We start from the raw sequence: 13,921 nt of genomic DNA on the forward strand, positions 1-13,921 counted from the left end.
GGAGCCGGTTTCATGGCCACAGACCTTCCGCAAACGGCAAAAGCTGCCCGCCCGTCGCTCATCAAGCGCATACGCAACAGCGATCTCTACTGGTCGTTCAGCCACAGCAGATCGGCCAAGATCAGCGCGCTGATCCTTGCAGTCCTAATCCTCGCCGCCGTTTTCGCGCCCCTGATCGCACCGCAGAATCCTTATGACGGCGCTTCGCTCGACATGTGGAAGGCCGAACTGCCGCCGGTGTGGCAGGAGGGCGGCGAATGGCCCTTTCTCCTCGGCACGGATACGCAAGGGCGCGATATGCTCTCCGCTATCCTCTACGGCACGCGCATATCGATCGTCATTGGTGTCGCCTCGGTGGCGCTTTCCCTGGTCATCGGCATGACTGCCGGGCTTGTGGCCGGTTATTTTGGCGGTTTTGCCGATAATCTCCTGATGCGCATCGGCGATATCACGCTCTCCATTCCGACAATTCTGGTGGCAATTCTCGTCTCCACGGTCGTCAGACAGATGCTCCCGGACAATCTTCGCGAGGTCGGCGCATCTGCCGTGCTCATTCTCGCCATCGCGCTTTCCGCCTGGGTGCAATATGCGCGCACGGTGCGTGCCCAGGCGATAGTCGAAACCGGCAAGGACTATGTGCAGGCAGCGAAGCTGATCGGCGTTCCCGCGCGCCGCATCATGGCAAACCATATTCTGCCCAATACGCTGACGCCGATCATGGTTGCCGCCACGCTCAACTTCGGCATGGCGATCCTGACCGAAGCGACGTTGTCGTTCCTCGGCATCGGCATGCCACCCAGCCAGCCGTCGCTCGGAACGCTGATCCGCATCGGCAACCAGTTCCTGTTTTCCGGTTCCTGGTGGATCGTGTTGTTTCCCGTTTTCCAGCTCTGCCTGCTCGTCGTCACCGTCAACCTTCTGGGTGACTGGCTGCGCGATGCGCTCAATCCGAAACTGAGGTGAGTTCCATGTACGATCTTCTGCTCCGCAACGTCAGGCCCATGGCGGGCGACACCTGCGATATTCTGGTAAGACAGGGAAAGATTGCCGGTTTTGGAAAATTCGAAGCCGAACCCGGCATGGCGGTCGAGGATGGCAACGGCGCAATCGTCGCGCCCGGTCTCATCGATGCACACACCCATCTCGACAAGACGACATGGGGCATGCCCTGGCATGAGAACAACCGTGCCGCCATCCTGCGCGGACGGATCGATTTCGAGCGCGAGAACCGCAGCCAGATCGGTATCGATCCGCACCGCCAGTCCATGCGCCACGCCATCGGCCTTGCTGCAAACGGCGGCACGCATATCCGCAGCCATGTGGATATCGATCCGACCCACGGCCTGAAGCTTGTCGAAGGCATATGGGAAACACGTGAGAAGCTGAAAGGTATCATCGACATCGAGGTTGTCGCCTTTCCGCAGTCCGGCGTCATGGTCATGCCCGGCACGGTGGAGTTGCTGGACGAGGCCCTGAAACAGGGTTGCGAAGTCCTTGGCGGCATCGATCCCTGCGGCATCGATCGCGATCCCAAAGGCCAGCTCGATATTCTCTTTCAACTCGCGGTCAGGCACGGCGTGCCGATCGACATTCATCTGCATGAGGCTGCCGATCTCGGCGCCTTCACGATGGAGCTGATCTTCGAGCGTATTCGTGCCAATGGCATGGAAGGCAAGGTCGCAATCAGCCACGCCTTTGCGCTGGGCATGAATGATTACATCAGGGTCGGCAAGCTTATCGATGAAATCGCCCGGCTCGATGTGGCGATCCTGACGACAGGCGCGCCCTCGGCAACCGTGCCGTCGGTCATGCGGCTGAAGGAAGCCGGCGTTCGCGTTGGCGGCGGTTGTGACGGCATTCGCGATACCTGGGGACCTTGGGGCCAGCCGGATATGCTCGACCGGGCCAAGATCATCGGCATGAAGAACGGCTTGCGCTCGGATATCGAGCTTGCGCATGTCCTCCATGTCGTCTCGCAGGGCGGTGCCGATGTCATGGGCCTCAAGGATTACGGTCTTGAGGTTGGCTGTGCCGCAGACTTCACGCTGCTGACGGGCGAAACATTGGCCCATGCCGTTGTCGATGTCGCGCCGCGGCCGCTGGTCGTAAAGGGCGGACGCGTGACCGCCAGAGGCGGCAAGGCGGTGGTGGAGGCGCCATGATGAACAATCCGCTACAGTCTATCGCTCTCGGTGAACGCCCCTCCGGTCGCACGCTGCTCACCGCGAGCTGGGTGGTCGGTCATAAGGACGGGTCTCACCGGCTGTTGAAAAACGGCGAAGTGGTTTTCGAGAACGGCGAAATCCTTTTTGTCGGCCATGGCTTTCCGGGCGAGGTCGCGCGCCGCGTCGATTTCGGCAATGCCCTGATCAGCCCCGGCCTGATCGACCTCGATGCGCTTTCCGATTTCGATACGACTATTTTGGGGATCGACAATCACCCCGGCTGGGCGAAGGGCCGTGTATGGCCGCGCTCCTATGTCGAGGCCGGTCCTTACGAGATGTATTCCGAGGATGAGCTCGCCTTCCAGAAACGTTTCGCCTTTGGCCAGCTTCTCCTCAACGGCATCACCACGGCGGCACCCATTGCCTCGCTGTTTTATCGTGAATGGGGAGAAACGGTCGCTGAATTCGAGGCTGCGGCCGATGCTGCCGGCGAACTTGGTCTCCGGGTCTATCTCAGCCCCGCCTTCCGCTCCGGCGGCATGGTGCTGGAAGAGCCGGGACGCATGGTGCCAGTGTTCGACGAGGAACGAGGTCTTCAGGGGCTGAAGGAAGCAGTGTCGTTCATCGAACGGCAGACCGGAAGACACGGCGACCTCGTCCGCGGCCTTCTGGCACCTGATCGGGTAGAAACATCGACGCTCACCCTGCTGGAAAGAACCGATGCGGCCGCCCGTGATCTCGGCTGCAAATTCCGGCTGCATATGGCGCAGGGCACCATGGAAGTTGACACGGTTCGCAAGCTGCATGGCTCAACCGCGCCGGTATGGCTCGCAAAAGCAGGCCTGTTGAGCGACCGCCTTATCGCGCCGCATGCCACCAATGCGACGCAGGAAGATCTGGCGCTCTATGCGGAAAACGGCGTGTCGATCGTCCACTGTCCGCTGGTGTCGGCCAGAAGCGGCAGTACGCTGTCGTCCTTCTCCGCGTGCCGGCAGCTTGGAATAAACATTGCGATGGGCACCGATACGGCGCCCGCCGACATGCTGATGAACCTGCTTGTCGGTCTCATAACCTGCCGCATCAATGACGGTGCTCCCGATAAGGTCCGCTCAGCCGATCTGTTCGACGCCGCCACACTCGGCGGCGCTCGGGCGCTGGGTCGCTCCGATCTCGGGCATCTTTCCAAGGGTGCGCGCGCCGATATCGCGGTCTTCGATCTGGATGACACGGTCATGGCGCCGAGCCTCGATCCGATCACAACAATTGTCACCGGCGGTTCAGGCAAAATCACGCGCGCCGTGTTTGTCGATGGTCGTCTCTCCATGCGGGAAAGACAGGTCGCGAACATCGACATGGCGAGCGCCCGCATTCAGGCGCAGGCACAGTTCGATGGGCTGATCGCGAAATATCCCGAGCGAAGCTGGGCCAATCCGCCCGTTTCGGAAATCTTCCCCCCGAGCTACCCGGTGGAGGTGAATACCAATGGATGACATGAACCAGTCGGTTATCGATGTCCGCAATTTGAAAGTCGAGTTCCCTGGCCGCCGGGGAACGGTGACGGCACTTTCGGATATCAGCCTTTCCATCCGCCCCGGCGAAATCCTCGGTGTGGTCGGGGAGTCCGGTGCCGGAAAATCCATGACCGGCCTTGCGATACAGGGCCTGCTCGAAAAACCGGGCCGCATCGCGGATGGCGAAATATGGCTTGGGTCGCGTCGTATCGATCAACTCGATGACAGAGCCATGGAAAGCATCCGTGGCCGGGAAATCGGCGCGATCTTTCAGGATCCGCTCACCTCACTCAATCCGCTATTCACGGTTGGCGCGCAGCTTGTGGAGACGATCCGCCAGCATCTGCCGCTTTCGAAAAGGGATGCAAAGGCACGCGCAGTCCAGCTTTTGCGTGATGTCGGTATTCCATCTCCGGAAGAGCGCGTCGATCACCATCCGCATCAGTTCTCCGGTGGTATGCGCCAGCGCGTCGTCATAGCGCTCGCACTTGCGGCGTCGCCGAAACTGATCATCGCCGATGAACCGACGACGGCGCTTGACGTGTCGATTCAGGCGCAGATCATCTCGCTGCTGCGCAAGCTCTGCAAGGAAAAGCAGACGGCTGTCATGCTGGTCACCCATGATATGGGCGTCATCGCCGAAGCGGCCGATCGCGTTGCCGTGCTTTATGCCGGCAGGCTGATAGAGGTGGGGCCGGTCGAACAGGTTCTCCATGCGCCTAGGCACCCCTATACGCAGGGCCTGATGGCCTCCATTCCTTCGCTCGGCGCGCGAGTGGAACGGCTCAACCAGATCGACGGGGCCATGCCGCGTCTCGACGCCATCCCGCCCGGATGCGCCTTCAATCCGCGCTGCGGCTTCTCAGGACCGCGCTGTCTTCGCGAGCGGCCGGAACTGGAAGCGGTGGGTGATGGCGCCAGCGCTTGCTGGATGAATGCAGGAGGTACAGCATGAACACGCCCGTTCAAAGAACACCCGCATTGACGGTCAAGGGCCTCACCAAGACCTTCGATGTCTCTGCCCCATGGCTCAACCGGATCATTGAGCGCAAGCCCCGGCAATTCGTCCAGGCCGTAAACGACATCGATTTTACGGTTCCGGCGGGCGGCTGTCTCAGCATCGTAGGGGAAAGCGGCTGCGGCAAGTCCACGGTTGCCCGTCTGGTGACCGGGCTGTTCCGGCCAAGCGCGGGTGATTTCCACTTCGCCAAGGGTCGCAAGGATACACCGCTTTCGGCGCAGATGATCTTTCAGGATCCCTATGCCTCGCTCAATCCGCGCTGGCGGGTGAAGAATATCATTGCCGAACCCATCCGCGAACTGAAGCTTCGTGCGACCCGGGCCGAGACCATGGAACGGGTGGAGGAACTGTTGCTGACGGTTGGTCTGTCTGCTTCGGACGGCGAAAAGTTTCCGCATGAATTTTCAGGCGGCCAGCGTCAGCGCATCTCCATTGCTCGCGCTTTGGCAAGTGAGCCCGAGTTTCTGGTCTGTGACGAGCCTACATCGGCACTCGATGTATCGGTGCAGGCGCAGGTGCTGAACCTGATGCGACGCCTCCAGGACGAGTTGGGGCTGACCTACCTGTTCATCAGCCATGACATGAGCGTGGTTCGCCACATGTCGGATCGCATCGCGGTCATGTATCTTGGCCGCATTGTGGAGGAGGGCGACACGGAGGAGCTGTTCGCCCGCCCGCGTCACCCCTATACCCAGCTTCTGCTGCAGACCATTCCCAATATCGACGCGCCGCGCCGTGACCGGGAACTGGTTGCCGGTGAAGTTCCAAGCCCGCTCAAACCGCCATCGGGATGCACGTTTCATCCGCGTTGCCCGCTTGCAACGGCGCGCTGTTCGGCGGAGGTGCCAAAGGTGCGCACGCTTGCCGGCGGCACACGTGTCGCCTGCCATCTCGTGGCGGACGAAGAAGAGCTGGTTGTGAAGGAAAGAGAACTCGTCTGACCGTCGGGTCAGGCGAGTGCGGCGCGCAGATCGTGGGAAAGGTCGCGGATTTCGCTGAGATCGAGTTCCGCTTCCACATGTTCCAGATGGTGGGTCATCAGATGCGTGGCTTTCGCCGGGTCGTTATTGGCAATCGCATCGACGATTTCCGCATGCTCGTCCGGTCCGCAATTGAAGCGGTCGGTGTTGCGGTAAACGGCGGTGATGAGAGAGGAACGCGAAATGAGGTCGCGCATGGTGGTGAACAGGAAATCGGAACCGGCCGTTTCCGCAAGCAGCAGATGGAACCCGCCGGAGAGCTTGATGATATCGGTGGTGATGTTGTGAGCATTGGCCACGCGCTCCTTGGCGACATGGTCGCGAAGCCTTTTCAGATCGGCCTTGGTGGCCGATTTGCACAGACGTTCAACGACACATTGCTCCACGGTACGGCGCACGAAGAACACGTCTCTGGCTTCTTCGACCGATGGTTTCGAAACGAAGGCGCCGCGATTGGGAACGATGGTAACGAGACCGTCGCGCTCCAGAACGGACAGGGCCTGACGGATACGTGCACGGCTGACACTGAAAATTGTCGCCAGCTGTTCTTCCTTCAGCTGCACGCCGGGACGCAGCCGCCGCTCAGCGATGGACAGCCAGACTTTCTCGACAATTTGCTGTGTGGACTGGCCGTTCTGCTCGGTCATTTTGTTCGCTCTCCATTAGGGTTAGAAAAGCGTGATGCCGCCGAAAAAGTCAACTGTTTCAACAGGGTTTTGGTTGCATAATTGTCAACAATATGAAACAATATTGTATACTATAAACGGGACAATGTCATGGAATTCGACTTCACCACGCTTGAGCCACAGAGCCGCTATCGGTTGCTGACGAATTTTATTGGTCCACGGCCGATAGCGCTTGTCACGACCCGCTCGGAAGCGGGCCACAACAATGCAGCGCCGATGAGCTTTTTCAACGTCTTCTCCCATGATCCGCCCATCGTTGTTCTCGGAATCCAGCCGCGTCTGAATGGCGAGGAGAAGGACACGATGGCCAATATTCGCCGCACCGGCGAGTTTGTCGTCAACATGGTCGATATGACTATTTCCGAACATATGCTTGTCTGCGGCCTCGGTTTCGACAGCGAGGTCGACGAACTTTCCATGGCGCAGCTGACGCCGACGCCCTGCAACAAGATCGATGCAAGCTTTGCAGCGGAATCGCCCTGCGCCTTCGAGTGCCGGGTGGAGCGTCTGATCGATTATCCGCGCCGGACGCTGGTGCTGGGGGAGGTAGTGCACATGCATGTCCACAGGGACTGCCTCGACAAGGAGGGGCATTATGTCGATCCGGACCGATACCAGCCGATCGCACGCCTCCATGCCGACAATTACATTACCTCGGATCGCCAGTTCGTCTTGAAGGCGCCACCCATTACAGACTTCATCAAGCCAGATGGCAAGTGACAGTCCCGAAAGGCTGACCTGAATGCATATTCGTCTGATCAACCCGAACTCAACCGCCTCGATGACGGCGCAGGCGCTCGAGAGCGCCTTGCGCGTCAGGCAGGCGGATACGAAGATTTCCGCTGCAAACCCTGTCGATACGCCGGTCAGTATCGAAGGCGGGGCCGATGAGGCGCTGGCTGTTCCCGGCATGCTGGAGGAAATCCGCAAGGGTGAGCGGCTGGGCGTCGATGCCTATGTCATTGCCTGCTTTGATGATCCGGGCCTGCATGCGGCGCGTGAAGTCGCGCGTGGTCCCGTGATCGGCATCTGCCAGGCCGGCATTCAGGTGGCGATGACGATCAGCCGCCGCTTTTCCATCATCACAACGCTGCCGCGCTCCATCCCCATTATCGAAGATCTCGTCGATAGCTACGGTGCACAGCGGCATTGCCGCAGGGTTCGTGCCATCAATCTGCCGGTGCTGGGTCTTGAAGAGGATCCGCTTGCAGCCGAGGCGATGTTGATCCGCGAAATCGAAGCGGCCAAGAAAGAAGATGCGGCAGAAGCCATCATCCTCGGTTGCGCCGGCATGTCCGCACTGTGCGACAGGCTGCGCGAGGCAACCGGCGTCCCTGTCATCGATGGTGTCACGGCCGCCGTCAAGCTGGCCGAAGCCCTGGTGGGTGCGGGTTACGTGACATCCAAGGTCAATGCCTATGATTATCCGCGGGTGAAAGAAACCAAGCTCGTCGCCTGACCGGGAAAGGCGGGTGCGGCAAAGCGCCTCCACGGCGTTTGCGACAAAGCCCGCCTCGCTCTAGTGTCTGCTTTCGCGCCGGTCCGCAGAATGGCCGCGCGGGATGGGAGGCAGGATGATCGACAAGCTGGAGTTTTTCATTGCACTTGCGCGCGCGGAGCATTTCGGGCGGGCCGCGGAGGAGTGCGGCATCTCGCAGCCGACGCTGTCTGCGGCCATCCGGCAACTGGAAGATCAGCTCGGTGTCGTGCTCGTCGTGCGCGCGGCCCGATATCAGGGCCTGACGCCGGAGGGGCAGCGGGTGCTCGAATGGGCAAGGCGCATCGTTGCCGATACACGCACGATGCGGGAGGAAATGCGCGCTGCGCGTAAAGGTCTCGCCGGCCATATCCGGCTGGCCGTCATCCCCACCGCTCTCGCCATGGTGCCCAGGCTCACCGAACCCTTTCAGGCGCGTCACCCGGCAGTCACGTTTTCCGTCACCTCCCGCACGTCGTTGCAGGTTCTCAGCCAGATCGAAAATCTCGAAATCGACGCGGGAATCACCTATCTCGACAACGAACCTCTGGGCCGGGTGACGACGGTTCCGCTTTACTCGGAGCGATATCACCTGATTGCGGCTGCAGGAACGCCCCTTGCCGATCAAGAGAGCGTGACCTGGAAGCAGGTTTCGGGTCTTCGGCTTTGCCTATTGACTTCCGACATGCAAAACCGCCGCATTATCAACAAGCACATGGCCGAAGCGGGTGTTGAAGCGAAACCCACGCTCGAATCCAATTCGATGATTGTACTGTTTTCCCATATCCGAACCGGACAATGGGCTTCAATCATGCCGCGTAACATCGCGGAATCGTTTGGTTTTCCAAAGCAGATCCGAATGATTCCCATTGTCGAGCCCGATGCCGAGCATCTTGTCGGCCTCATCGCCACCTATCGTGAACCGCATACGCCACTTGTTTCCGCACTGCTGCATGAGGCCCGATTGCGCGTCGCGGCCTCCGCTTTTGATAGAAATTTTCTATCGACTGACGGAAAGACGATATTGACCTGATCTTGCTCCGCTCGCCATTCTTTCGCCATCAGGCAGCGCGGCGCGCCGGACAAGGATGTGGAGGTCCTCCGGTTCAAACGCCCGCCACCTGTCGGTTTGGGAGGACTGGCTCATGAGTATTCGTGCTGTCGCCGCAGATGAGGCGACGCGTGTGCAGGCTATCATTGACGACTGTCTGCATATGGAAGGGCCAATGCTGCCCATCCTGCACAGGGTGCAGGAAGAATTCGGCTATGTGCCTGATAGCGTCAAACAGGTGATCGCCCTGGCCCTCAACGTATCGCGTGCCGAAGTGCATGGTGTTGTGAGCTTCTATCCCGATTTCCGCGACCATCCCGGCGGGCGCCATGTGCTGAAGCTCTGTCGGGCCGAGGCTTGCCAGTCGATGGGCTGCGAGTCTCTTGCCGACACCATCAAGGGGAAACTTGGTCTCGACTGGAACCAGACTGCAAAGGATGGCTCGGTCACACTCGAGCCGGTCTTCTGTCTCGGGCTCTGCGCTCAGGCACCCGCGCTGATGCTGGATGGCGAGGTTCATGCCAGAGTGGATGAGCACTGTCTTGGCGACATTCTGGCGGAGGTGCGTCGATGAGCGTGACCGTTTTCGTGCCTTGCGATTCCGCAGCACTCGCCGTTGGTGCCGACCGCGTTGCCGAAGCAATCCAGGGTGAGGCCGCGGCCCGAAATCTTGATATTCGCCTTGTCCGCAACGGTTCGCGCGGCCTGCTCTGGCTTGAAGTGCTGGTAGAGGTCGACACCCATCATGGCCGCGTTGGTTATGGACCGGTCAAAGCTTCTGATGTTTCCGGGCTGTTCGATGCGGATATTCTTCATGGCGGCGATCATGCGCTCTGTCTTGGGCTGACCGAAGAAATCCCTTTCCTGAAGAATCAGACGCGACTGACGTTTGCGCGCTGCGGCGTGACCGATCCGCTTTCGCTGGAAGACTACCGTGCCAACAAGGGCATGAAGGGGCTGGAGAGAGCCGTTGCACTCACCCCCTCGGAGATCGTCAAACAGGTCACCGATAGCGGCCTTCGCGGGCGGGGTGGCGCCGGTTTTCCGACCGGTATCAAGTGGAAAACCGTGGCGGATGCCACCGCCGATCAGAAATACATTGTCTGCAATGCGGATGAGGGCGACAGCGGCACCTTTGCCGACCGCATGATCATGGAAGGCGATCCCTTTGTCCTTATCGAGGGCATGGCCATTGCCGGCCTCGCGGTTGGTGCAACAAAGGGCTACATCTACACCCGCTCCGAATATCCCCATGCCGTTAGGACGATGGAAAAAGCCATCGACATTGCCCTGCGAGAAGGGGTGATCGGCGCGTCTGTGCTGGGTTCGGGTCGCGCGTTCGATCTCGAGGTGCGCATGGGCGCCGGAGCCTATGTATGCGGTGAGGAAACCTCGCTTCTCAACAGTCTCGAAGGCAAGCGCGGCACGGTGCGCGCCAAGCCGCCGCTTCCCGCCCTGCAGGGGCTGTTCGGCAAGCCGACGGTAGTCAACAATGTCATTTCTCTCGCTTCGATCCCTGTGATCATGGATCGCGGCGCGGCGTTCTACCGGGATTTCGGCATTGGTCGTTCGCACGGCACAATCCCGATCCAGCTTGCCGGAAACATCAGACATGGCGGGCTTTACGAGACCGCTTTCGGTCTGCCGCTCGGGCAATTGGTCAACGAAATCGGTGGCGGCACCATTACTGGCCGGCCGGTCAAAGCGGTTCAGGTCGGTGGCCCATTGGGCGCTTATTTCCCAGTGTCGCTGTTTGATACGCTGTTCGACTACGAAGCATTTACCGCCGCAGGCGGCCTGATCGGTCACGCGGGCATCGTCGTCTTTGACGACACCGCCGATATGCTGCGCCAGGCGCGTTTTGCCCTGGAATTCTGTGCCGTCGAAAGTTGCGGAAAGTGTACGCCATGCCGGATCGGTTCGACACGCGGTGTCGAGACGGTCGACAAGATTTCCCTTGGAATAGAAGCAGAGCGAAATACGGCACTGCTGGAAGACCTCTGCGAGACGATGAAGTTCGGTTCGCTCTGCGCGCTAGGCGGTTTCACGCCTTATCCCGTGATGAGCGCGCTCAGGCACTTCCCGCAGGATTTTGCACCCATCCCACGTGTCGAAGCGGCGGAGTAAGACCATGGCCCTTATATCTGAAATCGACTACGGAACACCAAAATCCACCTCGACAGAGATGGTCACGCTAACGATAGACGGCCGCGAGATCACCGTGCCGGCGGGAACGTCCATCATGCGTGCTTCGAGAGAAGCGGGCATCGATGTTCCCAAACTCTGCGCCACCGATATGGTCGATGCCTTCGGTTCCTGTCGCCTCTGTCTCATCGAGGTGGAGGGCCGCAATGGCACCCCCGCCTCCTGCACCACGCCAGTGGCGGCCGGTCTTGTCGTCCACACCCAGACGGAACGCCTGAAGCAGATCCGCAAGGGCGTGATGGAGCTTTATATCTCCGACCACCCGCTCGACTGTCTCACCTGCGCCGCAAATGGCGACTGTGAATTGCAGGATATGGCCGGCGCCGTCGGCCTGCGTGACGTGCGTTACGGCTATGATGGCGACAACCATGTGAAGGCCCGTGCCGGCGATGGCGACCTCAACGCCAACTGGATGCCCAAGGACGAGAGCAACCCGTATTTCACCTACGATCCGTCAAAGTGCATCGTCTGTTCACGCTGCGTGCGCGCCTGTGAGGAAGTGCAGGGAACGTTCGCGTTGACGATCGAAGGGCGCGGCTTCGAAAGCCGCGTTTCGCCCGGCGCCCACGAGGCATTTCTTGATTCCGAATGCGTTTCCTGCGGCGCCTGCGTGCAGGCCTGTCCGACGGCGACGCTGACTGAAAAATCGGTGATCGACATCGGCCAGCCCGAACATTCGCTGGTCACCACCTGCGCTTATTGCGGTGTCGGCTGTTCGTTCAAGGCGGAGATGCGCGGAGAGGAGCTGGTTCGCATGGTGCCGTGGAAGGACGGTCAGGCAAACCGTGGCCATTCCTGCGTCAAGGGTCGCTTTGCTTATGGTTATGCCAGCCACCGCGACCGCATTCTCAACCCGATGGTCCGTGAAAAGATCAGCGACCCGTGGCGCGAAGTGACGTGGGACGAGGCGTTTGCCCATGTCGCCTCCGAATTCCAGCGAATTCAGGGCAAGTATGGCCGCGAATCCATCGGCGGCATCACCTCTTCTCGCTGCACCAATGAAGAGACCTTTCTGGTCCAGAAGCTCATCCGTGCCGGTTTCGGCAACAACAATGTCGATACCTGCGCCCGCGTCTGTCATTCGCCGACGGGGTACGGGTTGGGGCAGGCGTTCGGCACCTCTGCCGGAACGCAGAATTTCGATTCCGTCGAACATTCGGATGTTGTCCTCGTCATCGGCGCCAACCCGACGGACGGGCACCCGGTGTTCGGCTCACGCTTGAAGAAGCGGCTGCGCCAGGGCGCCAAGCTGATCGTCATCGATCCCCGCCGCATCGATCTCGTTCGCACGCCGCATGTGGAGGCGTCGTTCCATTTGCCGCTGAAGCCCGGAACGAATGTTGCGGTGCTGACGGCCCTTGCCCATGTCATCGTCACCGAAGGTTTGTTCGACGAGGCCTTCATCCGCGAGCGTTGCGACTGGTCGGAATTTGAGGACTGGGCCGCCTTCGTGGCCGAACCGCAGCATGGCCCGGAGGAAACCGAAATCTTTACCGGCGTTCCCGCCGAGGAGCTGCGCGGTGCCGCCAGGCTCTTTGCCAAGGGCGGCAATGGCGCAATCTATTACGGGCTTGGCGTTACCGAACACAGCCAGGGCTCCACGACCGTCATGGCGATTGCCAATCTTGCCATGGCGACCGGAAACATTGGTCGCCCCGGTGTCGGCGTCAATCCGCTGCGTGGCCAGAACAATGTGCAGGGTTCCTGCGACATGGGGTCTTTCCCACATGAGCTTCCCGGTTATCGTCATATATCCGACGATGCCACCCGGGAAATATTCGAAAAGCTCTGGGGCGTTACCCTCAACAACGAGCCGGGGTTGCGCATCCCCAACATGCTGGATGCAGCCGTCGATGGCAGTTTCAAGGGCATCTACATTCAGGGCGAAGACATTCTCCAGTCGGACCCGGACACCAAGCATGTTTCAGCCGGTCTTGCCGCGATGGAATGTGTTGTCGTGCACGACCTGTTCCTGAACGAGACGGCGAACTACGCGCATGTCTTCCTGCCGGGTTCCACCTTCCTCGAAAAGGATGGCACGTTCACCAATGCCGAACGCCGCATCAATCGTGTGCGCAAGGTCATGTCGCCGAAAAACGGCTATTCGGATTGGGAGGTCACCCAGAAGCTGGCTCAGGCCATGGGGCTGAACTGGAGCTATACGCACCCGTCGCAGATCATGGATGAAATCGCGGCGACGACGCCGAGCTTTGCCGGCGTTTCCTATGACTATCTGGAGAGCAGAGGCTCGGTGCAGTGGCCGTGTAACGAAAAATTCCCGGAAGGCTCGCCGATCATGCATGTGGACGGGTTCGTGCGCGGCAAGGGCAAGTTCATCCGCACCGAATATGTGGCGACGGACGAGCGTACCGGCCCGCGCTTTCCGCTGCTGCTCACCACCGGCCGCATTCTGTCGCAGTACAATGTCGGCGCGCAGACACGGCGCACCGAAAACGTCGTCTGGCATGAGGAGGATCGTCTCGAAATCCATCCGCATGATGCCGAACAGCGTGGCGTCAAGGATGGTGACTGGATCAAGCTCGCCAGCCGTTCGGGCGATACGACGCTACGGGCGCTGATCACCGATCGTGTCGCGCCGGGGGTGGTCTATACCACCTTCCACCATCCGGGCACGCAGGCAAACGTCATTACCACCGACTACTCGGACTGGGCGACGAACTGTCCGGAATACAAGGTCACCGCGGTTCAGGTCTCGCCCTCGAACGGGCCGACCGAATGGCAGGAAGGATATGACGCGCTCAGCCGCCGTTCGCGGCGGATCGCAGGCAAGCTCGAGGCGGCCGAATAATCGAGGCCGGGGCAAT

The 13,921-nt window shown here is 60.2% G+C and carries 12 protein-coding genes; 11 read left to right on the top strand and 1 reads right to left on the bottom strand.

What is annotated here, in order from left to right:
• Window positions 1–12 precede the first annotated feature (12 nt).
• Genes F617_RS0121880 through F617_RS0121900 form a run of 5 tightly spaced genes read left to right on the top strand, consistent with a single transcriptional unit; the run spans window position 13 to window position 5,638 of the window.
• The gene (locus tag F617_RS0121880) at window positions 13–963 is read left to right on the top strand and encodes an ABC transporter permease (RefSeq protein ID WP_019566719.1); all 951 of its coding nucleotides are present in this window, start codon (window positions 13–15) and stop codon (window positions 961–963) included.
• A 5-nt stretch (window positions 964–968) separates the two neighbouring features.
• Entirely contained in the window at window positions 969–2,162 is a 1,194-nt protein-coding gene (locus F617_RS0121885; RefSeq protein WP_019566720.1) for an amidohydrolase family protein, read from the top strand.
• A complete protein-coding gene (locus tag F617_RS0121890; protein ID WP_019566721.1) occupies window positions 2,162–3,655 on the top strand; it encodes an amidohydrolase family protein in 1,494 nt (497 codons plus the stop codon). The genes F617_RS0121885 and F617_RS0121890 overlap by 1 nt, the downstream gene beginning before the upstream one ends.
• Window positions 3,648–4,631, top strand: coding sequence for an ABC transporter ATP-binding protein (locus F617_RS0121895; protein WP_004431353.1), 984 nt, complete (start codon window positions 3,648–3,650; stop codon window positions 4,629–4,631). Before F617_RS0121890 ends, F617_RS0121895 begins: the two co-directional genes overlap by 8 nt.
• On the top strand, window positions 4,628–5,638 hold the full coding sequence (locus tag F617_RS0121900) for an ABC transporter ATP-binding protein (protein WP_019566722.1): 1,011 nt from the start codon (window positions 4,628–4,630) through the stop codon (window positions 5,636–5,638). The genes F617_RS0121895 and F617_RS0121900 overlap by 4 nt, the downstream gene beginning before the upstream one ends.
• 8 nt (window positions 5,639–5,646) lie before the next feature.
• Here F617_RS0121900 and F617_RS0121905 read toward each other — a convergent pair whose 3' ends face one another.
• Window positions 5,647–6,324, bottom strand: a complete 678-nt coding sequence (locus F617_RS0121905) for a GntR family transcriptional regulator (protein WP_004431355.1) — start codon at window positions 6,322–6,324, stop codon at window positions 5,647–5,649.
• 129 nt (window positions 6,325–6,453) lie between these two features.
• Between F617_RS0121905 and F617_RS0121910 the strand changes: the two genes are divergently transcribed.
• From F617_RS0121910 to fdhF, 6 genes are all read left to right on the top strand, one after another.
• Window positions 6,454–7,083, top strand: coding sequence for a flavin reductase family protein (locus tag F617_RS0121910; protein ID WP_004431356.1), 630 nt, complete (start codon window positions 6,454–6,456; stop codon window positions 7,081–7,083).
• A gap of 22 nt (window positions 7,084–7,105) precedes the next feature.
• Complete coding sequence (locus tag F617_RS0121915; RefSeq protein WP_013761066.1) at window positions 7,106–7,822, top strand: aspartate/glutamate racemase family protein; 717 nt, start codon at window positions 7,106–7,108, stop codon at window positions 7,820–7,822.
• Window positions 7,823–7,937: 115 nt separating this feature from the next.
• Window positions 7,938–8,873, top strand: a complete 936-nt coding sequence (locus F617_RS0121920; RefSeq protein WP_004431358.1) for a LysR family transcriptional regulator — start codon at window positions 7,938–7,940, stop codon at window positions 8,871–8,873.
• 112 nt (window positions 8,874–8,985) lie between these two features.
• Entirely contained in the window at window positions 8,986–9,465 is a 480-nt protein-coding gene (locus F617_RS0121925) for a formate dehydrogenase subunit gamma (protein ID WP_019566723.1), read from the top strand.
• Complete coding sequence (locus F617_RS0121930) at window positions 9,462–11,018, top strand: NADH-quinone oxidoreductase subunit NuoF (RefSeq protein WP_019566724.1); 1,557 nt, start codon at window positions 9,462–9,464, stop codon at window positions 11,016–11,018. The genes F617_RS0121925 and F617_RS0121930 overlap by 4 nt, the downstream gene beginning before the upstream one ends.
• 4 nt (window positions 11,019–11,022) lie before the next feature.
• On the top strand, window positions 11,023–13,905 hold the full coding sequence (gene fdhF / locus F617_RS0121935; RefSeq protein ID WP_026331009.1) for a formate dehydrogenase subunit alpha: 2,883 nt from the start codon (window positions 11,023–11,025) through the stop codon (window positions 13,903–13,905).
• The last annotated feature ends 16 nt before the right edge of the window (window positions 13,906–13,921 follow it).

Source organism: Agrobacterium sp. 10MFCol1.1, from assembly GCF_000381165.1.
In the GTDB taxonomy this organism is placed as follows: domain Bacteria; phylum Pseudomonadota; class Alphaproteobacteria; order Rhizobiales; family Rhizobiaceae; genus Agrobacterium; species Agrobacterium tumefaciens.